This is a genomic window from Pseudoalteromonas sp. SG44-1 (assembly GCF_014164315.1).
Lineage (GTDB): Bacteria > Pseudomonadota > Gammaproteobacteria > Enterobacterales > Alteromonadaceae > Pseudoalteromonas > Pseudoalteromonas rhizosphaerae.
Window position 1 is genome coordinate 93,249 of sequence record NZ_JACJEW010000011.1, and the last position, 21,816, is coordinate 115,064.

Here is a 21,816-nt window from a genome sequence, read left to right on the forward strand (position 1 = left end):
CCATGAATTTTGTGATAGTCGGCACTAATTTTATTAGCGATACTTTACTTGCAGCGGCTAAAACAGTCAGTGAGTTTTCATTATATGGCGTATGTTCGCGAGCCGAACAAAGCGGTCATGCATTTTTAGCTAAGCACGCTATAAAAAATGCAAAAGTATTTACGACTATTGAGCAAGTATGCAGCGACGACAGTGTAGACGCTGTATATATAGCAGCCCCCAATAGTTTGCATAAAAGCTATGCTGTGGCCTGTTTAAATGCAGGAAAACACGTGTTAGGTGAAAAACCTGCAGCAGCAAATAGCCAAGAATTAGCCGCGATAGTGGACGCAGCAAAACAAAATAATCGCCTTTATATGGAAGCGATGATGACCACTCACTTGCCTAACTTTGCCGTTTTACAACAAGCCATTGCCAAAATTGGGACGCCACGTAAATACATAGGTCAGTATAGTCAATATTCATCACGCTATGATAAATACAAAAATGGTGAGCGCCCTAACACCTTTTTGCCAGCATTCGCTAATGGTGCGCTCGTCGATTTAGGGGTTTATCCGCTATATATCTTGATTGCACTTTGGGGTGCACCAAACACGGTAAAAGCCAGTGGAGTATTACTTGAAACAGGGGTAGATGGTGCTGGTGATGTATTACTAAATTATAGTGATAAGCAAGCAGTGATCAGTTATTCAAAAATATCTCAAGGTGATAATTTTACAGAAATCCAAGGTGAGCTGGGCCGTATCAGAATTGAAGCCGTTTCGTTATTAAAACAGATACAATTTATTGCTAATGATGGCAGTGTTGAAGAATTATCACAGCCATTTGATGAACACTTTATGCGCCACGAAGTTGCCCATTTCATTACAATTGCCAACACAGGACAACTCGAATCACCTATCAATACCCATCAACTAAGTATCAATGTGATGGCTGTACTTGATAAAGCAAGACAGCAACTTGGTGTTATTTATCCAGCCGACCGACTATAAGCTACAAAATATTATTCACGCAAAACAACGCCTCAACGCCTCAATGCTTTGAGGCTTGTCAATGTTGTTGTCACTTTTATCATACTCTTGCAATCTGCTCACTAATTTAATGCGTATCCAAATCTTCCTAGTTTGCAAATAAAATTCATGAATTCTTTAGTTAATTGAAATTATATTCTATAGTTATTTAGCATTATTATTAAATCGCATCAGAGGCAATTTTGACAATAAGATTAATGCTAAGAACTGTTTTTGCTCTAGCAATCACAATTGCAGCAGGGCTACTCATTATCATATTACTGTTAAAAACAGGATTATCTGATAGTCAACAATCAGCTCAGCAACGCTATCAGCTAAGTCATTTTGCTAAGCTGTCGGCCTCCAACTCTATCGAGCTAACAGAACTCGCCCGACAATATGTTGTCACCCTACAACCTAGCTATAAAAAACAATACTATGAACTTGTAAATCAAATTGAAGGAACTGAACCCTGGTTAGACGGTCGTAAAAAATCTTATATTGATCGCTTAAAAGAATTTAATGTAAATGAACAAGAACTTGCTTTGCTAAATAAATCTAACTCGCTCTCTTTGCAGTTAGTCAACACTGAAGAACAAGCTTTTCAATTGGTAAGTAGTTTTGCTGGGCAATCACCATCATTATTAAATACGAGCGAATCAAAACAGTGGGTACAGGCAATAGGACTGCTAACCGATAAGGGATATATGGATGAAGTAGCTAAAATACAGACACCGGTGCAAGAATTTTTAGCTGCGGTAGAAAACAGCAGCTTGCAAGAAGTAATGAATAATAACAATCGTGTTGCTAATTTAAGCCTTATTAGTATTGTGATGGTATTAGTTATAATCACTATTTTAATTTTATGCTACTTACAGCTTGAGAAGCGCGTAATAAAGACAACCACGCTATTAGTCAATGAAGCACAACGAATCGCCAATGGTGATTTAACGCATAAAATTGCTCACTCCGGTAACGATGAAATTGCAGAGTTATCAGCCAGTTTTAATATTATGATCGATAAACTATCTACCTTACTGTCAGAAATTAACTCGCAATCCCAACAAGCCCAAATTGCTGCAAACGAGCTAGATTCTATTGCACAGCAGGCAAGACTGCTTAATGACGAGCAGAGTCAAGCAATTGAGGTGATCTCAAGTTCAGTATATGAAAACTCCACCGCCGTCAAAGAAGTATCAAAAAACTGCTCTGAAGCGGCTCAAAACGCAGGAGATGCAGATGCTAAAACACAAGCAGGGATCGATGTCGTTAATCAGAGTATTCATTCTGTCGAATCGGTTGCTGAAATATTAACCGAGTCAATTAATGATTTAAATGATCTCGAATCTTCAGTTAACAAAGTAGCGGTGATCTTAAATGTGATCAGCAATATTGCTGAACAAACTAATCTATTAGCACTTAATGCTGCAATTGAGGCCGCACGAGCTGGCGAACAAGGTCGAGGTTTTGCCGTCGTTGCCGACGAGGTAAGGACATTAGCGAGCAGAACACAAAGCTCAACAGTTGAGATACAACAAAAAATCAATAGCTTACAGTCTGCAAGTAACGCTGTAACCGAACGGATCCGTAGCAGTGATACGCGGGTTAAAGACGCAGTATCAAACTCAGAAAAAGTGGGCTCAATGCTCAAAGAAATAAGCACCCAAGTGCGCTTAATTTCAGATGCAAACCGAACCATTGCAGCTGCATCCGAGCAACAAGCACAAGTAACCGAAGATATAGCTGAACGCTTAACTGGTATTCAAGATGCCAGTATGCAGTCGAAGTCGCAAACCGCACAAATTTCGTCTTCGTCTAGTGAACTCGCGCAAGTTGCGATTAATTTAAATACACAAATAAATAAGTTTAAATTAAGTTAACGGATCTCTGGATTAAAAACCTCAGGCTTTTATACAGCAACAGCCTAAGGTTTTAGAGTAGCTAAAAACGATAAGTAACTGAAGCACCTAATGTTTGTGGGCTAACAACAGAGACATAACCAGTTGGATACCTGCCACTTACAGGCTCTACACTGGTATAACCTTGTTCATCAAAGGCATTATTAATATAAGCGCTAATTAACCAATTCATTGTGTCATAGCTTATTGTAGCGCGAGTAATAGTGTAATCACCTGCCATGCGCTCTTCACTGTTAGTAAGATCACCGTAATACTCATCGACATAATTTGCACTGACATTGATTTTAAGGTTGTCAGTAAACCAATGAGACAGACCTAAACTGGCTGTAAATGAAGGGGCTGAATTAAGTTCGTTACCAACCGCTTCAGAATACGTTGTAGATGCGTCAATTTTTGTTTTTAACAATCCTAGACCAGCATGTAACTGCCATTGCTCACCTAACATACTGTAAGCCTCAAGCTCTAAACCATAACTATGAGCGTCATCGATATTAGTAATTCTACGATCTGAACTTAATGCCTGATAACCGTCAAAGTTATTGTAAAAGACATTTGCACTGATATTAATGTCGCCGTTATTTAATACACTACGTGTGCCTACCTCATAGGTATTAACAGTTTCTTCATCATAGTAATAATAATCTTCAGCATTAAAGTCGAGTGCACCACCGCCGGGATTATAACCACGCCGCGCACTGGCTGATAAAGTAGTTGCCTCGGTAACTTTGTATTGAATAGCTAAGGTAGGTAATTTAATAGTATTAGAATCATCTAGCTGTTCAGCTAAGGTATCGCCTCTAAATGCCATGTTAAAGTTACGAAGTTGACTTTCATGTTCAACCCGCAAGCCACCTGTTACTATTAACTTATCTGTTAGGTTGAAGCTTGCCTCTGAGTAAATAGCTATCGAATCACTGCTATCATCACCAAAATAATCTGTTGCTCCAGTACTGTCGAAATCTTGATCTCGATCGAAATAAGCTAAGCCAATAAAACCTGAGTAAAAATCACTACTAAGACCGAAGTTTAATTTACCATCAATGGTAATATTTTTTTCATCCATAGTAACATCAGATTCTGCTGTTGCTAGCGGCTCATAAGCATCAAACGCCCAATGATAATCCATATATGCCACCAGCAGATCCACAGAGAAGTTCTCATCAATCTTATATTCAAAATCGATTTGTGTTGTATCTGAATCTGTATCCATTATACGTTGAAACAGTGGTATATAATCAGATGGGTTGTCACCTTCATAATAATGACGACCAGAATTTCCTTTTTCACTGTAGTTTGAATAACTTAGTTGAATTGATAGATCATCAAATGGAGTATAAAGTAATTTTGCTCGGGTGCTTGAGGTGTTTAATTTATTTAGATCGCGATCTGTCGGATTTGTTTCATAGACAGTTGGGTTACTGTAAGTTTCACCATCAACATATTGAGTCGATAACCTAAAAGCAAGTACATCTTCAACTAATGCACCGGAAACAACGGCTGCGGTGTCAAGGTAGCTATCTTGATTGCGGTAACCGACTCGCACTGCGCCTTCAAAGTCTTGAATCGGTGCTTTGGTTGTCATATAAACAGCGCCAGCAATGCTATTACGACCATTACTTGTTGATTGTGGACCTCGATACACTGCTATTTGCTCCATATCCCACAAACCAGTATCACCGGTTAAATCAGCGACAAACGGCTGACTTACACCGTCAACTAACGTTGATACTCGCGCTTTAGAGCCACCACTAAACGAATTAAACCCTGTTGCTCCACCGTTACCTGACACACCACGCATATCAGGAACTGACCCCGTTAACACCACTACATTCGCCATTTCTGCAAGCGCTTCTGAAACAGATGCTAGCTGACCATTTTCTAATAACGACTTATCGACGACCGCAACTGAGGTAATAGTGTCTTTAAGTGATTTTGCTATTTTTTCACCCGTAACAACGATAGTATCAATTGATTCGCGATTACCCTCATCATCTGCTAATACCTGAGCTTGAGTAAATAACAGCGCGCTGGCAATAAGCAGTGAAAGCTTATTGCGTTTAAATAAAGCAGCCAAAATAATTTCCTTTTTTTGAGACATTTTAAATTGCGCGAAAAAATACCATATCAACTACAGTATTGCAATTGAGTTTACTTATCATTTAGAATAACATTAAAAATAAACTATTATTGCTCTTATGTCTCAATTTACCGTTATTGTTATCTTACTCATTGCTATAACTGTGCTCTACTGCAGTAATCGCCATCAAAGATTACTTACTAAACCTATTTCTAAACACTGGCGTACACTTGCGCTAATGCTGTTTATAACTGCAATTATCATTTCTTTTTCTACACTGTCTAAATTAGCAGCAAGCTTCTTTATTATTTTAATACTGATGCTCGCTTTAATGGTCATGCCATTTGCAAGCTTAATTAAAGTGAAAGGGCTAAGAAATGACATCTGAGCAAAGACAAAAAATTCAACCAACTTGGCTTGGTAAAAGTTTAGCTGGTGTATTGCTGGGTTTAGCGCTGGCTTATATTCTGATTGCTTTTTTTGCTTGGTACGGCCCAGGCGGAATTGATGCCCAAGACAAGGTTCAATTTAATATGTGGATGATCCCGATTTTATGGCTCACGCTCTTTAGTTTTACTTATTTATTTAATTCAGCGAGGCAAGCTTGGCTCATACTCGGTGGAGCAAATGTTATCTTGTATAGTTTATTTTTGCTGTTAAGGGGTGGATTATGAAAGTAAGAGCCGATATTTTACGCACCTACCAAGGTGTGCATACATGGACGGGGATCATTGCAGGTTTAGTACTTTTCATCGGCTTTTATGCTGGTAGTTTGACCATGTTTAAACATGAAATCCAACAATGGGCAGAGCCAACTACTGCACCACTTACCGATCCCACTACTACAAACTATCAAAGCTTAGTCGACAAAGCCATCACTGTTTATCCTGAGCAAATGGCAAAAGGTTTTGAACTCGACCTTTTAACAACAGCTGCGCCACTGTCGTGGTATACACAAGGTCAAGCTCGTGGCATGCACCTAGATAATCAACAGCAAACAGCATATCTTGATGAAGATCAAAAGCTGATAATTGCTGATCAAGCAGAACATAAACTTGCTGATTTAATCGATTACCTACACCGTACCGCAGGCTTTATTGGTGAAATTGGCCACGACCAATCTGGCGTTTACATTCTTGGTATTGCTGCAGGACTGTATTTTTTAGCCTTGGTGTCCGGTGTAATTATCCTTTTACCAACACTGGTAAAAACATTTTTTGCGCTGCGAAAAGAAAAAGGCCCGAGTCGCTTTTGGTTAGATAGCCATAACCTTATTGGCGTTGCGAGTTTGCCCTTTCATTTGATCATTGCGTTTACTGTTATTGTATTTGCTTTTCACGACTTAATTTATGATGGTTTGGCCCAGTTTTATGGTGACAAACCACTATTTGAGCGTCCCCCAACCGCAACACACGCTTATAACATCAGCGAACTGAAACGTATTGATACACAAATACTAGCGGCTAAGGGCTATGCTACAGGCTATGAGCCAATACATATTAGCTACAGTCGATTGAATTTAGCGTCCCCTTCCGCTGTATTTAAAATGAGTAATGATTCTGCAGTGGTACGTGGACCTGATACGGATTATTTATTTATGAACCCGTATACTTTAGAGATCAGCGGATCAACTTACCCACAGGGTGAAGAAAGCTTCTGGGGCAATTTTGTCGCGAGTATCTTTTCACTGCATTTTGGAACATATGGCGGTGAGTGGGGTCGCTGGGCTTACTTTATAATGGGACTATTCGGCGCATTGCTTTTTTATTCAGGCAACTTATTATGGATAGACAAACGAATGAAAAAAGATGCAAATAAAACCGGCACACATATTATGGCAAAGTTAACGATTGGCGTGTGTTTAGGATCCATGCTCGCTGTTGTTGCAGTATTATTGTTAGCAAAATGGAGTAACATACTGATAAATAACATTAATCACCATTATATGCAGTGTTATTATGTTGTTTTTTTTATTTCCTTAGCCTACTGCTTTACACTAGGCGCTAACAAAGCAAGCTATACTGGCTTAATAACATTATCGATTTTAACCGTATGTTTACCCATCTCGAGTGTTATTCAAGGCCTGAATAATTTAGCTCTGCTCCCCTATTACGAAAGCTATTCTGTTGATTTTATAGCCACACTTTTCTCAGTTATGTTTTTCTTTATCGCTAAACGCTTAAAGCAAAAACCCATTAAAGATAAAGTAATTCTGGATCACAAAACAATAGAGTTCATAAGGTAAATAAAGGCTCACGCATTGTTTAATACGTGAGCCTGCATCACTTAATGGCTGCTATTTATCGCAAATATATTAAATTGTTACATTAATCTGTACACTCTGCAGATAATTTCCTTTTTCATTTTTTATACGTTATGTCTCGAGTTATTTCTCCTTTTTTCATTGCTGTTATATGTGTATTACTTGCCATGGTGACTATTCAGTCAGGCGCTTCAATTGCTAAGCAACTATTTCCATTAATTGGCCCTGAAGGGACAACCGCACTTCGTTTAGGTTTTTCAGCAACGATATTGTGCTTAGTGTTTAAACCTTGGCGCGCCTTTCCGCCACTGGGTCAACGCATGCCAATTATTGTTTATGGCTTATGCTTAGGCGGTATGAACATTTTTTTTTACTACGCCATTGCGCGTATTCCATTGGGGATTGCGGTCGCCCTTGAATTTACCGGCCCGTTAGCGGTAGCGCTGCTATCATCGCGACGTAAGCGAGATTTATTTTGGGTCGCCTGTGCTATATCGGGGATCGTAATGTTGCTCCCGGATATGAAAGGTGAAGAAAGTCTCGATCTACTGGGCGTGATTCTGGCACTGGGTGCTGGTGCATGTTGGGCTGGCTATATCTTATTTGGCAAAAAAACGGGGAATCAAAGCTCTGGCGGGATGACTGTTGCCCTTGGTATGAGTGTCGCGGCGCTTATATTAGTGCCTTATGGTGCTATTTCTCAAGGTGGTGCACTACTAAGCTGGGAAGTGATCCCTTTAGGTTTATTGGTTGCTATTATGTCAAGTGCCCTACCTTATACGCTGGAAATGGTTGCACTGCGTAATATGCCTGCACAAGGATTTAGTATTATGATGAGCTTAGAGCCCGCTATTGCGGCACTTGCTGGCTTTATAATTTTAGGCGAGTTATTAACTCTTTGGCAATGGTTAGCCATTCTTTTGGTGATAGTTGCATCGGTTGGCAGTTCAATGTCTACAAGTAAAGACAGCAACTAACAAACCAAAAAAGACGTAAAAATATTAGTTATAAAGCTAAATGTTGATTTTGATCAAAGGGGAGTAACGTGTTTAGACAATACGATTACCCCCTGCATTTTTTGCAACATACATTGCTTGATCTGCATGTTGAATAAGTTGTTGTTCATTCTCGCCCATTTCAGGATAACTGGCGATACCGATACTGACTGAAAGCTGTAATGAATGTTCATCTATCACAAAAGCTTGTTCGCACTCTTTGCGGATTTTTTCAGCTGTTTTATGTACGTCTGAGCGTAAGCTAATCCCATGAAGTAAGACTAAAAATTCGTCGCCACCTAAGCGCCCAACAGTATCAGATCCTCGAATACACCCTTGCAGCCGAGCTGCAATTGCTTGCAATAATCGATCACCACATTGATGCCCATATGAATCATTAACTTCTTTAAAACCATCAAAATCTATAAATAGTAGCGATAATTCAACTTGCTGTCGGTCAGCCTTCTTTAATGTTGATTGAATTCGGTCAAGTAACAGCATGCGATTGGGTAAACCCGTTAGCTGATCATGTCCCACCATATGTTGTAATTGCTTTTCAAATTTTTTGCGCTCGGTGATATCATGAGCAACAGCAATTCTGAACTGATGTGAATCAGACCAGCGGACAGACCATAATATATGCACCACTCGCCCGTCTTTTCTCACCCAACGATTTTCAAAGCGCGGTTTAGAGCCCCCAGATAATAACGTATTTACTGCGTCAAGCGTGATCTCAATATCTTCTTTATAAACAAAGTCGAGCATTGGTTTACCAATTACTTCGCAAGGCTCGTAACCAAAAATGTCTTTAAAAGCCGCGCTCACAAAAACAAATACCCCTTGCTTGTCAACCACGCAAACAGCGTCAAGCATCAGTTCAAGTACATCCGAGAGACAAATCACACCACTATTTTTCATTCAACTCCATGCCTCAAACAGTAAAAATACAGTCTTTATTATTTATTTACAGTACCCATCAGTTAAGCAATCAATCATTGCGTAATAGTGTATAACGTATCTTAGGATACGGTTCATTGCTGTTGAGAGCTATAAAGAAATAATAATATATTGCGATAATAAAACTAATCATAGTGCGTTTTATCAAATACCACATTAAAAAACATACAAATATTAGGCCACGTTATGTTTCTCTGTTAATAAACTAGCTTATTTCTTTAGTTTTGTTCTTTCCTACAGCATTAACTACCGCTTCCTCAATCGAATGTAGTTTAAAAGGCTTTGAAATAAACATATCCATGCCAGCTTCTTTGCACGCAACTTTATCGGTAGATGATGTATTTGCAGTTAATGCCACTATTAAGGTATCTGCATAAGGACAAATATGTTGTGCTCGCAAAATTTTAGTGGCCTCAAGTCCATCCAGCTGCGGCATCACGCAATCCATAAAAATAAGATCGTATTTTTTTTGCTTACACTTTAAAATTGCGTCTTCGCCATCAACTGCAAAATCGGCTTTAATATTTAATTTTTCAAGCGAAGCGTCCAGTACCAATCGGTTTATTTGGTTATCATCAACAACTAAAACCGATAAATTAGTTGCCGCTATGACAACGTTTACCCGAGGATTATTTTCGATTTGTACTGCGCCGACTGCAAGTGGGATATCCACGATAAATGTCGTACCCTGATTAAAAGTACTATCAACCGTTATTGTCCCCCCCATAAAATCAATCAATTCTTTTACGATTGCCAAGCCTAAGCCGGTACCACCTTTACTCTTTTTGGCGTCTATTTCTTGTGTAAAAGGTGAGAACAATGAATCTAAAAATGAGTTGGTCATCCCCCTTCCGCTGTCACACACTTCAAGATGCAAGGCTAATTTATCACCGACTACATTCACATCAGCATTAAATTTTACCAAGCCTTCGTCAGTGAATTTTAACGCGTTACTTAATAAGTTTGACGCAATTTGGCTCAGCCGAGCATTATCGCAATAAGCCCAACAGTCATCTGCTATCGTTATACTTGTTTGAAAATCAACCTTACTATCTCTAAACAATGGAATGTACAACGAAGCAAGATCAACAAAAATTGTTTTTAATAAAAAATGATTTGGTTCGAGTTTTAACTCACCGTGGTTTATTTTTGAAAAGTCGAGCACTTCGTTAATTATACTCAATAAAATATCCGCGCTACGCAAAGCTATCTTTAGTTTTTCAACTCTCTTATCTTCACGGCGCTCACCTAATAGCGTAGTTAACATTCCGGTTATGCCGTTCAATGGTGTCCTGAGTTCATGACTTATTTTAGCTAGTAGCATGCTTCTATCTTCTAACATGCGCTCTGCTTCTGCTTTTTTATTTTTTAACTCTTCGCGAAGCATGACCGATTCAGTCACGTCTTGTAAGGTACCAAATAACCTCACACATCGACCATTTAATAATTCAGCTTCACCAAATGTTGATACCCACAAAGTCTGTCCATTAGCGGTAACAAGTTCGAGGTCGAGATGCCATTTCTCGCCACTTTGCATTGCAGAGTTCACTGCATTAACGATGCTTTCTCTGCTTTCTCCTGCTTTAAAAAATTCAGTCGCAGCATTAAGATCAGGAACATAGCTATCACTAACTTGGTAAATACGTCGTGTTTGCTCGCTCCAAGTGACTTTATCAGTGAGTAAATCAACTTCCCACGTGCCAATATTTGCTACAGCCTCTAATTTTAACAGCGTATTGTTGTTTTTAATAAGCTGTTCATTGGTGATCTTGCGGGCAAACTCAGCACCCAGCCATTGTGCAAATAACTCAACATAGTCATGGGCTTGTTGTGAAAAGGGAGTTGATACAGCCGGTGATGAAAAGTTAACTGTACCGAATACATTTGAACCGACTTTTATTGGCGCCCCAATATAAGATTCGAGCTGGAAATTTAGGTAACATGGGTGGTTTGCAATGCGACTACTCGACGCTTTATGAAAAGTAAGCGCGGCATTTGCTGCGAGTGTATGTACACAATAAGTGCCTTCTAAATCAAACGTTGTACCAGAAGCTAAAGAATTATCAGGTGTTATAACGTAGAGCACGGTATAAATATTTTGTTCAATTTTACTAACAATCGCGATATCTAAATTAAATACATCAAGCCCAAACTTGAGCAAACTATGCGTTTTCTCGTCAAAACTTTGACTTTGATCAGATACAATATCATGGAAGCTTCGAAGGAAATTCAAATAAATACCTCGTATTATTTTTGCATAGCGACAGATGCTATAGCTAAAAAATCTTATCTAACCACTTCATATTGGTTAATTATTATAGCGTGTAATTAAATATTTACCTTACTAAGGAGACTGACCTTTCGGGATTAAAATTTGTTCAATTTAGGTTTAACACTTAGAGCATAGTATGTTTGCCAGTTATGCTGCGTTATCGCCTATTTATGGGGAATTACCACACTACATAAGCTCAGCCTAGCCTAAAAGCCAAACACATTGCTGCAAACTTCGAAATAGAAACACACGCTACCCTAACTTTAGAGTAGAAACTTTTCATCAGCAATAGTTTATTTATATTTTCAGTTAGTTATAAAGCTCCATTTATAAAATAAGGCCTCAATTGAGACCTTATTACTTAACCTAAGCAGGGGTTACTAAGTGGTATGCATTAAAACTGCCACCCGAGCGATGCCCAATAACGGCGTCCGTCTTCGACATAACCATATTCATTCTCAGTGATATCTTTATCAAATAGGTTATAAATACCAAAGCCTAACTTTACGCTTTTAGTCAAAACATAATTACCACCCACATCGGCTAACGTGTAGTTAGGTGCAATTAGGCTGCTTTGTGAAGGTCCTGTGGTTGGTTGACTTTCCTCACCACGATAATGCACACGTAACCACCCCCCTAACTTATCGCTTGGCTGCCAGTTTAACGATGTTTGCACTATATGTTTAGGTAACTGATTGAGAGGACTGCCTTTATATTGCCCGGTTTTTTGCTCAGAATCGGTATAAGTGTAATTAGCGCTTAAACCTAAATCGCTGGTTAAGTCGTAAGAAACTGAAAATTCAAACCCTTGAGTCACGGCTTCATCAACATTTACATAGGTTGTCGGATCTGAACCAAACTGATTTTGGCCATCCGTGCATTGCGTAAGTGGGCATGCAATTCGCGTAATTTTGTCATCAAACTCATTGTAAAACACCGTACTTGAGATTGTGTAATCACCACGTGGATCGTAATAAATACCCATTTCATAATTCAATGACTTTTCAGGACTAAGATCTGGGTTGCCATAGATATTGCCGCCTCGACTTACTTGCCCCCAGTCTGCATTTGATTGACGAATATTAGGCGCTCTAAAACCTGTCGAAATACCACCTTTGATAGTGATAGCCTTAGAGGCGGTATAAACACCATATAAACGTGGACTCCAATGGCCTGAAAAATTATCGTCGTGGTCGTAACGCAAACCTGTGGTGAGCTTAAATTTGTCGCTGGTGCTCCACTCATCCTCAGCAAATACCGACCACTGTTTATTTTCTACATGGGTTAACTCGCTGATCCTATTACTCGTGTAATCATCAAGCACTTCTTTTAAGTAGGCTGCACCAAGCGTCGCGTTATGACCGGCAAAAATCGGTAAAGTCCAACTGGTTTGCGCATCCGTGTTTTCAACAAACATTTCACGAGAAGTATTATCGTACTTATCGTATTTTAAATAGCTGCGCGAGTTACCAAAGTCATAATAACCGTTATGGGTTAACGAGTAAGTTTGTTGCTCATACTCTGTTGTCGATGATTCTGGGCAACCTCTTCGGCCACAGCTTTCACCCGGCGCCAATGGTTCAACTGTTTTACCCAGTGTGTTTTCAAATTTTTGCTGCGCGCTGCCAACCTCTAGCATTATTTCGTGATTATCGTTTGGCGTTAAAATAAACTTTGCTTTAAGGTTACTTTGCTCTTTGCCCCTAAAGCCTGAAGTAAAGTTATCTTCGTCACGTTTTGAAAACTGCCCATATAATTGCACACCTAATAATTCTGGGACAAGTCCACCAGCTGCGAAAAAACTACCTTGATTAGTATTACCTGAGTCGCTACTTTGTTGAACTGTACTGTCTAAACGCAGCTCACCATACCACTGCTGGGGTGTTTTTCGAGTAATAATGTTTATCACCCCACCGATAGCGTCTGAGCCATACAAGGACGACATAGGCCCACGTATCACTTCAATGCGTTCAATTGCAGAGATTGGCGGTGTCCATGCACCTTCAACACCTGGCCCATCACTGTTTGGCCTTGTTTCACGTGATGATTGTCGCTGGCCATCAACTAAAATTAATGTGTATTGGCTAGCCATGCCTCGCAAGCTTATATCTTTGCGATCGCCACCGCCGGTAACCACAACTCCAGGAACATCGGTCATTGCATCGGTTAAGTCACGATAAAAGCGTTTTTCCAGATCTGCGCGATCAATCACACTGATGCTTGCTGGCGCGTCCTTTAACATTTGCTCATAACCTGACGCTGATACCACGATAACTTCCATATCTTGTTTCGTTTCATCAGCTAACACTATTGAGCTGGATAAACTAAGCGCGGTTAAAATGGCGCTAGTTAACGGTATTAACTTACAACTTACCGTGTTCATGATTTTTCTCCGTGACAAATGCAGTTTAAATGATAATAATTAGCGTTTGCATGGTAGTGAGATGTTCCTTTTTCTACAATGTGTATTTTCTTAAAACAGTATTAAGTAAGACTTAACCAAATGAATACAAAATTACTTCGCGCATTAACTGTATTTGTGCGCATTGTTGAAACGGGTAGTATGAGTAAAGCCGCAGTTGATCTTGCCATGACCACATCAGCAATTAGCCAACAAATCAAACAAATAGAGCTTGATATTAAGTTGAGCTTATTTAATCGCAGTCCACGAGAACTGACACTCACCGAGGCTGGCGAGATTTATTATCAAAGCTGTGTAACCATCCTCACCGCTGCAAAACAAGCTGGTGAAAAGCTGCAATTTTTACAAAACAGCCCTAGTGGTCAATTAAAGTTAGTAGCACCGGTTGGATTCGGTGGCGGAATATTAAGTGAACCGCTTAAAGAATTAACCAACCAGTACCCTTATTTTGATGTGCAACTGACTTTATCTGACGAACCCCTTGATATAATAAAGTCGGGCGCTGATTTGGCTATAGCGATTGGCCCGCTGGATGATTCAAGTTTAGTTGCTCGGCCTTTGGCGAAGTGGCCACTCGTATTATGTGTACATAAAAGTCACCCATTGGCTGAGCATTGCACACTGTCGCCTTGGCAGTTAAACCATTATACTCGTATCTCGCATTGCACTGCAGATCACCCATTAACGCATAGTTTAAACAGCCAAAAAAAAGCGCTCCCAAAACCACGTATCGTGGTTAATAACATGCACAGTATTATTCAATTAGTGTGTGATGGCGTTGGTTATGCAATTTTACCAAAGCCAGAAGTACAATCATTATTGCTAGAAGGAGAACTCGTTGAGTTATGCACTGACTGGCAACTGCCAACCTACAGTGTGTATGCAATTACCCCAGCAAGAGATATTTTGGCAGGTAAAACCAAAGTGGCTATCGAAATTTTAAAACAGCACTGTGATGAAATCTCAGATTCATTAAAGCAGTCTGCATAAAGCAAATTATCCTAAACTTACTTGTAACTACTGCAACACAGCGGGTCTATATCTTAAAGTAACTTGTGTATATACTTTATGTATTGAATACCAATGATTGATGCATAATGACAGCGGCAAAAAAGAAGAGTAATTTTTTCAGTAATATAATTTTTAATATTATTTTACCTGCGGTGATTTTAAGCCGCTTTAGTACACCTGATACGTTAGGCCCGGTATGGGCAGTAGTGGTAGCACTTGCTTTTCCGCTGTTATTTGGTTTGTGGGAACTTAAACAATCAGGCAAAGTAAACTTTTTCTCAGTACTTGGCATTATCAGCGTACTACTTACTGGCGGTATCAGTTTATTTGAACTTGACCCAGCTTATATCGCGATTAAAGAAGCGATGGTACCAGCAATTATTGGTGTGATTGTATTGATCAGCCAGTACACCCCTTATCCGCTGATCCGTAAATTACTAATTAATCCTGAATTGCTTGATATTGATAAACTTATGCATTCGTTAGAGCAACAAAACAACACCGCGGTATTTGATGCAAAAATGCGTCTTGCCGGTTTTATTGTTGCCAGTGCGTTCTTTTTATCTGCAACACTCAACTACTTTTTAGCAAAAAGTATTGTTGTTAGTATGCCAGGCACCACAGCTTATGCCGAAGAGTTAGGACGTATGACTTGGTTAAGCTACCCAGTCATTGTGGCGCCGACTATGGTGCTATTAGGCGGAGCAATTATTTTCATTTTTAAGCAAATAGGTAAATTAACTAAACAACCTATCGATGAATTTATATTGCAGTAAGTGGTTACTCAAAAGCCTTAGCGATACATTTTAATAAACCGCCTTACGCAATCTTCAATATATGCTGCTGGCGGTACATCATTAATTTTTGCGTGCCCAAGTGCATGGCGTAATTTCCAATCACCTGTGGCCATGCCCAGTAACTGTAACGTGGCAAACTTAGGGTTGTCGATATCAAGCAAGCCCGCCTGTGCAATACTACATAAGCAGACCTCTACCTGCTGCATCACTACTTTAGGGGCGGCGTCATAAAACAATAAGGCCAACTCAGGGTATTCATCTTTGTGCGCTACGCACGTGTCGTATACTTTCAATGCCTCGGGTGAAAATACCAGTGTAATAAAATTAGTCACAACACGTAGTAAGTTTTCCTCTAGGCTTTGCGCTGGCTCAAAACGCTCTTTACGTAAGTTTGAGGAGGAACAATGCGCTGTTACAGTTTCAACAAATAGATTATTTTTGTCTTTGAAATGACTATAAACCGTTTGTTTAGATACTTGGGCTAATTTAGCAATTTGATCCATGCTGGTATTAGGAAAGCCTTTATCCATGAACAAGGTCGTTGCAGCTGTAATAATTTGTTGTCGTTTTTGTTCTGACCGACTTAGGGTAGTTATTTCCATTTTCACCTCAAATCAAACTAGACAGTCTAGTTTGATTGGTTTATATTCATACAAAATTAGACTCTTGAGTCCAATTCTAAATCATTCTGCGTCTAGCACAAAGCATAACTGTGTTTAATGCACCTGACTAACCACGCTGATTTAACATGGCGATAAATAAGGATATTATAATGAAAAAATATCTGCTAAGTGCATTCATTTTATTCACATCATTTATATGTTACGGCGAAAGTCTGGTTCATGTAGCTGCCTACACAGTACAACAAGAGGCGGGCTATTATCAAACACGTACGCTTAGTGGCAAAGTGGTCATACAAAACGATGCAAAGTTGAGTTTTGAATTTCCAGGAAAAATTGCACAAATTTATTTTGATCAAGGCGAGCAAGTAAAACAAGGCGATATTATTGCACGCCAAAATACGCAGCTTTTAGTTATCGAAGAACAAAAACTCCAGGCGCAAAAACAACGAATTCAAGCACAACTTACCTTCGCTGAACTTGAAAAAAAGCGTTTAGCAGAACTTGATAAAAAGAACTACTCTGCCACCTCGGCACTTGACCAAGTTAAAACCAATATCGCTGTACTTAACGCAGAACTAGCCGCAATAGCAGCAAGCTTGAATGAAGTCAGTATCCGCACTGAAAAGGCACATTTAACCGCGCCATTCAACGGTATTTTAGGCCAGCGCTTTGCCTCACAAGGTGAAATTGTTGCAGCCAGTACACCGATTGTGCGTTTAATCGAAAACCAACATGCGCAAGTTAGCATGGGGATCCCACTGACACTGCAAAGCACCATCCAAAATAGCATGGACATTGAGATTGCCGGACAAAACTTTACTGCACAATCTATCAGTAAAGGAGCGAGTATCGACCCACATACACAAACCTTAACAATGCGCTTTTCTTTGCCAACTAGCGCAGTTGTTTATGCTGGCCAATTAGCAAAATTAACAGTGCAACAATATCAGCAACAAAGCGGTTTTTGGGTGCCTCTTGATGCCCTTGCCGATGGTGTGCGCGGTACTTGGCAGGTTTATCAAATAAAAAACAAGGTACTAAAACCTATCATTGTGCAGCTTTATTATGCCCATGATGGCTATGCGTTTATTGGCGCCCCATTACACAATGGTGCGCAAATTGTTGCCAATGGCATGCATAAGCTGTCGGCCAACATTTCGGTTAATGTTGTTGCAAATCAACCAACCAAGGTGCTGTGATGATCCGCTATTTATTTAATCACGGGCGTGTCCAAGCGCTTTTAGTGGCGTTACTTATCGTTAGTGGTTTAGCTGCGATCAGTGGCTTAGCGCGCAGTGAAGATCCTCGAATAACTAATCGTATCGCTATCGTAACCACTGCTTTACCTGGCGCCAGTGCTGAACGAGTTGAGGTGCAAATAAGTGAGAAAATCGAACAAAAACTAAAATCCCAAGCTGAAGTAAAGCATTTATCGTCGATTTCTCGTCCTGGGCTCTCAGTGATCACCATTGAGCTAAAAGACGAAGTCACGAACGTTAAACCCATTTGGTCGCGAATGCGTGATTTATTAGGTGATGTCAACAACCAGTTGCCAGTAAATGCTTCATCACCGCTACTGGATGACGAGCGTGGCTATGCTTATACTCGTATCTTATCGCTTAACGCCAATGACGATATAACCACATTAGCAACGGTTAATCGCTATGCAAAAGAACTGCAAAATCAATTACGTAATGTTTCAGGTGTGGAGTTGGTGCATTTTTTTGGCCAAGTTGATGAGGAAATTTTAGTTGCGGTTGATCAACAAAAAGCCAGTTTAGCTGGTATTCCTTTAGCGCATATTCATGCAGCTATTCAAGGTGCAGATGCAAAAGTAGCCGCTGGTACCCTTACAAATGACAAATCGCAAATGCAAATTGAAGTGACCGGTGCGTTTGACTCGATTGCTCGCATTGGCGCAATTCCACTAAGTAGTAATCAAAATGCAGGGCAATATCAACTCTCTGATGTAGCCCAAATTACTCGCTCAGTAAAAACCCCCGTGAACGAAATTGCATTAATTGATGGAAAACCCGGTATTTATATTGCGATCCGCATGTTACCAAACTTGCGTATCGATACTTTTTCTAAGCGTGTTGATGTCGCCATCGATAACTTTAGCCAAGACTTACCAAGCCAAATTTTACTCCAAGATATTTTTGATCAACGCGGTTATACCCAAACTCGTTTAGCCGATTTACTCAGCAATATTACCGTGGGGTTTGTGCTTATTCTAGTGGTACTATTTATCACTTTAGGTTTTAAAGCTGCTCTAGTTGTCGGCACCGCGTTACCTTTAACCGTATTGTTTACGTTAGTAAGTATGCAGCTCTATGGCTTACCTATTCATCAAATGTCGGTTACCGGTTTAGTCGTGGCCCTGGGCATTATGGTTGATAACGCCATTGTCATCACCGATGCTGTTCAGCGCTTTCGCCAACAAGGCCTAACAGCTTTAGCCGCAGTAGAAAAAGCCGTGGCACATTTTTGGCTTCCACTGCTTGGCTCAACTCTAACAACTATTTTAGCGTTTGCACCGATTGTGTTGATGCCAGGTGCTGCAGGAGAGTTTATTGGCGGTATTGCCTTAAGTGTTATTTTTGCCTTAATTGGTTCATACCTGATTTCACACTCTTTAGTGGTGGTATTTGCAGGGCAATTTATCAATAACGAACAGCGTACTGGTATCTTTTATCAAGGTATACGCACACCTAAACTCAGTAAACGCTTTGAAGCAACGTTAAAACGTAGCCTAGAAAAACCAATACTCACTTTACTACTGGTCTTTATACTCCCTGTTGCCGGTTTTTTTGGGGCAGGACAACTCACCGAGCAGTTTTTCCCGCCCTCAGATCGCGATATGTTTCAAATTGAAGTGCATTTTGCCCCTCATGTGAGTATTACATCAACTCGACAAGCCATAGAGAAAATGGATCAACTAATTCGGCAATCTGAAGGCATTGAAAAGCTCGATTGGATGATCGGAACTAATTTCCCAAGCTTTTACTATAATATGCTCCAGCGTAATCGCGGCGCCAATAACTATGCGCAAGCGATGGTAAAAGTAACCGACTTTAAACGTGCCAACGAGTTAATAAAAAGCTTGCAAATACAACTTGATAAAGCATTTCCAAACGCACAAACTTTAGTCAGAAAGCTTGAGCAAGGTCCACCATTCAATGCACCAATTGAAATGCGTATTTATGGCCCAAGCCTAGATACTCTCTCTGAACTGGGCCAACAATTACGCACGCAGCTCATTGCTCATAACGATATAACCCACACCCGTCCAACCTTATTGTCGGGCTCGCCTAAACTATGGTTAAACACCGATGAAGCAGCGCTGACTCATGCAGGATTAAGCCTAAGTAATATGGCAACACAACTACAAAACCAGTTCAATGGTGTCGTGGTCGGCAGTATTATTGATAATACCGAAACCGTTCCCGTACGTGTTAGAGTTGCAGATAAGCGCCGAGATGATATTAGCTCGCTATTTAGTACGCAGTTAAATACGCCAGCTAGTTCAAACCAAATAGATACTGCACAACCGCTAGTGGTTGAATCATTTGCCAGTGCAACACTGAGCCCTTCTCGTGGCTCTATCGCTCGCCGTGACGGTGAACGTGTTAATATTATCGAAGCTTATTTAGCAACTGGCGTATTACCGCAAACCGTACTGAATGAAATGACCGCCACCATTGCACAATCAGGCTTTGTATTACCCCATGGCTACAGATTAGAGCTCGGTGGTGAGTCGCAAAAACGCAACGAAGCGGTTGGTAAATTGCTTGGCCAAGTGGGGATTATTGTCGTGTTATTGATCACCGTACTGGTGATGTCATTTAATTCATTTACCACCACAGGGCTAATCTTAATAAACGCCCTGCAAGCTGCAATGCTGGGCTTGCTCAGTGTATTTATTGCTGGCTACCCGTTTGGTTTTACTGTGATCATTGGTTTATTGGGCTTAATGGGACTGGCCATAAATGCCGCCATTGTCATTTTATCAGAGTTAAATTCACTGCAAGCCCTCACTGATAAAAACAAAATCGTTGCCGCTGTGATGACTTGCTCACGCCATATCAGCTCCACGACTATCACCACCGTTGGTGGCTTTTTACCACTCATACTCGCCGGCGGAGGTTTTTGGCCTCCGTTTGCCGTCGCTATCGCAGGTGGTACTGTATTAACCACTGTGTTGTCATTTTACTTTGTTCCTGTGGCATATTATTTAGTATCAAAACGCACGCTACGCACAAAAAAACATGGAATTAACGCACACTAGTAAATTTAAATTAATATCTTTATTTTTAAATTATAAAACACCATTGATATAATATTTTTATGAGGTATGATTACTTTAAATAAGAGGAACATCATGTTTATATTAATATCTCATCCACAAAAAACAAATCTCACCTTCGACATTTAAGCCGAGTGTAACTCTTACACTCGGCAGTCTCACTGTATTATTTTAAATTTAAGTTCGGTTCAGTTTTCGTGGAGATTTAGTCCGTGTTTGCTTTTCTGTTCGGGTACAAAACCCCTGCTTTTTATAAGTATAAAAACTATTTAAGCCAAAGTTCAGCATTTTTACATCCGCTGAAACTCGCGCATGTGTTGCAAAAAATAGAGTATTCACAACGACCTTGGTCAAAGTTTAGCCCACATGTACAAATTGGCTGTACCGTAGTCATCCAGCATACTGATACGGGTTATAAACGCCGTATAAGCTTAGTTCCGGCTGCAAAAAAGGGGCTATGTAATAATGTTGTGTCATTACACTCTCCTATAGGTACTGATCTTTTAGGACATAAAATAGGTCACATTTTTGAGTGTAAAGAATATGGATGTTTTCACTCTTGGCAAATATTAGCAATTAATAGTAAGGAGAATTATATAGAGTAAATCATTTCAATTTTTATTTATTAATTTTTATATATTTAATTGGAGTTATTTATAATGAGTAAAGAAAAAGCTAAAAAACCAGCAAAAATGACGTTAAAAGAAAAGCGAAAAATACGTAAGGAGAAAACAAAGACAACCGAAAAGTAAAGAGTTGTCACTTTACATATAACGTTTCATGGAAACCTTAATAAAGTCCAAAGCTCGGCATTATAATAATGTCGGGCTTTTATCGTTTAAATATATTAATAACAAAGGCCTCAATAGAGACCTTTGTTATAGATGAAGTTTAAATAAAACTGAATTAGCTACTGTATTGTTGGCACGGTAATAATTGATACAGAGCCTAGCGGATCTACGTTATAGTCCAGGGCAAGATCACGAACTTTACCTTGACTTAAAAGTATGATCTTATACTCCTTTTTAAGGAGCCCCCGTGCCTGATATTCAACTATTTAAATATTTCGAATCAATTGACGACCCTCGCCAGCAGGGTAAAGTTGTCCATAAACTTTTTGATATCATATTCTTAGCTGTCAGCGCTGTCATATCTGGGTGCCAA

16 protein-coding genes are annotated in these 21,816 nt (G+C 39.8%); 11 read left to right on the forward strand and 5 right to left on the reverse strand.

The features are described 5' to 3' along the window. The first annotated feature begins 2 nt into the window (after nucleotides 1-2). Both H5187_RS07475 and H5187_RS07480 read left to right on the forward strand, forming a co-directional pair. Entirely contained in the window at nucleotides 3-992 is a 990-nt protein-coding gene (locus H5187_RS07475; protein WP_182797681.1) for a Gfo/Idh/MocA family protein, read from the forward strand. 236 nt (nucleotides 993-1,228) lie between these two features. Further along, nucleotides 1,229-2,890, forward strand: a complete 1,662-nt coding sequence (locus H5187_RS07480) for a methyl-accepting chemotaxis protein (RefSeq protein ID WP_182797682.1) — start codon at nucleotides 1,229-1,231, stop codon at nucleotides 2,888-2,890. Nucleotides 2,891-2,951: 61 nt separating this feature from the next. Here H5187_RS07480 and H5187_RS07485 read toward each other — a convergent pair whose 3' ends face one another. Then, nucleotides 2,952-5,027, reverse strand: a complete 2,076-nt coding sequence (locus tag H5187_RS07485; protein ID WP_182797683.1) for a TonB-dependent receptor — start codon at nucleotides 5,025-5,027, stop codon at nucleotides 2,952-2,954. 356 nt (nucleotides 5,028-5,383) lie between these two features. Between H5187_RS07485 and H5187_RS07490 the strand changes: the two genes are divergently transcribed. The 3 genes from H5187_RS07490 (at nucleotide 5,384) to H5187_RS07500 (ending at nucleotide 8,246) form a co-directional block, all read left to right on the forward strand. Next, entirely contained in the window at nucleotides 5,384-5,680 is a 297-nt protein-coding gene (locus tag H5187_RS07490) for a hypothetical protein (protein WP_145234221.1), read from the forward strand. Beyond that, nucleotides 5,677-7,251: a PepSY domain-containing protein gene (locus H5187_RS07495; RefSeq protein WP_145234223.1), complete on the forward strand. Its 1,575-nt coding sequence runs from the start codon at nucleotides 5,677-5,679 to the stop codon at nucleotides 7,249-7,251. Before H5187_RS07490 ends, H5187_RS07495 begins: the two co-directional genes overlap by 4 nt. A 131-nt stretch (nucleotides 7,252-7,382) precedes the next feature. Then, nucleotides 7,383-8,246 (forward strand): DMT family transporter, encoded by an 864-nt coding sequence (locus tag H5187_RS07500; protein WP_182717761.1) that lies wholly within the window; start codon nucleotides 7,383-7,385, stop codon nucleotides 8,244-8,246. Nucleotides 8,247-8,318: 72 nt separating this feature from the next. On the opposite strand, the gene H5187_RS07505 is transcribed toward H5187_RS07500, so the two are convergent. The 3 genes from H5187_RS07505 to H5187_RS07515 all read right to left on the reverse strand — a co-directional run bounded on the left by H5187_RS07505 (nucleotide 8,319) and on the right by H5187_RS07515 (nucleotide 13,876). Beyond that, nucleotides 8,319-9,182, reverse strand: a complete 864-nt coding sequence (locus H5187_RS07505; RefSeq protein ID WP_182797684.1) for a diguanylate cyclase domain-containing protein — start codon at nucleotides 9,180-9,182, stop codon at nucleotides 8,319-8,321. A gap of 244 nt (nucleotides 9,183-9,426) precedes the next feature. Further along, nucleotides 9,427-11,454, reverse strand: coding sequence for an ATP-binding protein (locus H5187_RS07510; protein WP_182797685.1), 2,028 nt, complete (start codon nucleotides 11,452-11,454; stop codon nucleotides 9,427-9,429). A gap of 433 nt (nucleotides 11,455-11,887) precedes the next feature. Beyond that, complete coding sequence (locus tag H5187_RS07515) at nucleotides 11,888-13,876, reverse strand: ligand-gated channel protein (protein ID WP_182797686.1); 1,989 nt, start codon at nucleotides 13,874-13,876, stop codon at nucleotides 11,888-11,890. A gap of 120 nt (nucleotides 13,877-13,996) precedes the next feature. Between H5187_RS07515 and H5187_RS07520 the strand changes: the two genes are divergently transcribed. Then, a complete protein-coding gene (locus tag H5187_RS07520; protein WP_182797687.1) occupies nucleotides 13,997-14,905 on the forward strand; it encodes a LysR family transcriptional regulator in 909 nt (302 codons plus the stop codon). Between the two features lie 107 nt (nucleotides 14,906-15,012). Beyond that, nucleotides 15,013-15,702 (forward strand): VC0807 family protein, encoded by a 690-nt coding sequence (locus H5187_RS07525; RefSeq protein ID WP_149980025.1) that lies wholly within the window; start codon nucleotides 15,013-15,015, stop codon nucleotides 15,700-15,702. Nucleotides 15,703-15,719: 17 nt separating this feature from the next. On the opposite strand, the gene H5187_RS07530 is transcribed toward H5187_RS07525, so the two are convergent. Further along, nucleotides 15,720-16,325 carry a TetR/AcrR family transcriptional regulator gene (locus H5187_RS07530; RefSeq protein ID WP_145234238.1) on the reverse strand — a complete coding sequence of 202 codons (606 nt, stop codon included), beginning with the start codon at nucleotides 16,323-16,325 and terminating at the stop codon, nucleotides 15,720-15,722. A gap of 170 nt (nucleotides 16,326-16,495) precedes the next feature. Here H5187_RS07530 and H5187_RS07535 point away from each other — a divergent pair, with 170 nt between their 5' ends. The 4 genes from H5187_RS07535 to H5187_RS07550 all read left to right on the forward strand — a co-directional run. Continuing rightward, complete coding sequence (locus H5187_RS07535; RefSeq protein WP_182797688.1) at nucleotides 16,496-17,545, forward strand: efflux RND transporter periplasmic adaptor subunit; 1,050 nt, start codon at nucleotides 16,496-16,498, stop codon at nucleotides 17,543-17,545. Beyond that, a complete protein-coding gene (locus H5187_RS07540; protein ID WP_182739541.1) occupies nucleotides 17,545-20,634 on the forward strand; it encodes an efflux RND transporter permease subunit in 3,090 nt (1,029 codons plus the stop codon). The genes H5187_RS07535 and H5187_RS07540 overlap by 1 nt, the downstream gene beginning before the upstream one ends. A 332-nt stretch (nucleotides 20,635-20,966) precedes the next feature. After that, nucleotides 20,967-21,257, forward strand: coding sequence for a GreA/GreB family elongation factor (locus H5187_RS25175; RefSeq protein WP_409072545.1), 291 nt, complete (start codon nucleotides 20,967-20,969; stop codon nucleotides 21,255-21,257). Between the two features lie 433 nt (nucleotides 21,258-21,690). Next, a partial coding sequence (locus tag H5187_RS07550) for a transposase family protein (protein WP_182739595.1) occupies nucleotides 21,691-21,816 on the forward strand: 126 nt, incomplete at its 3' end.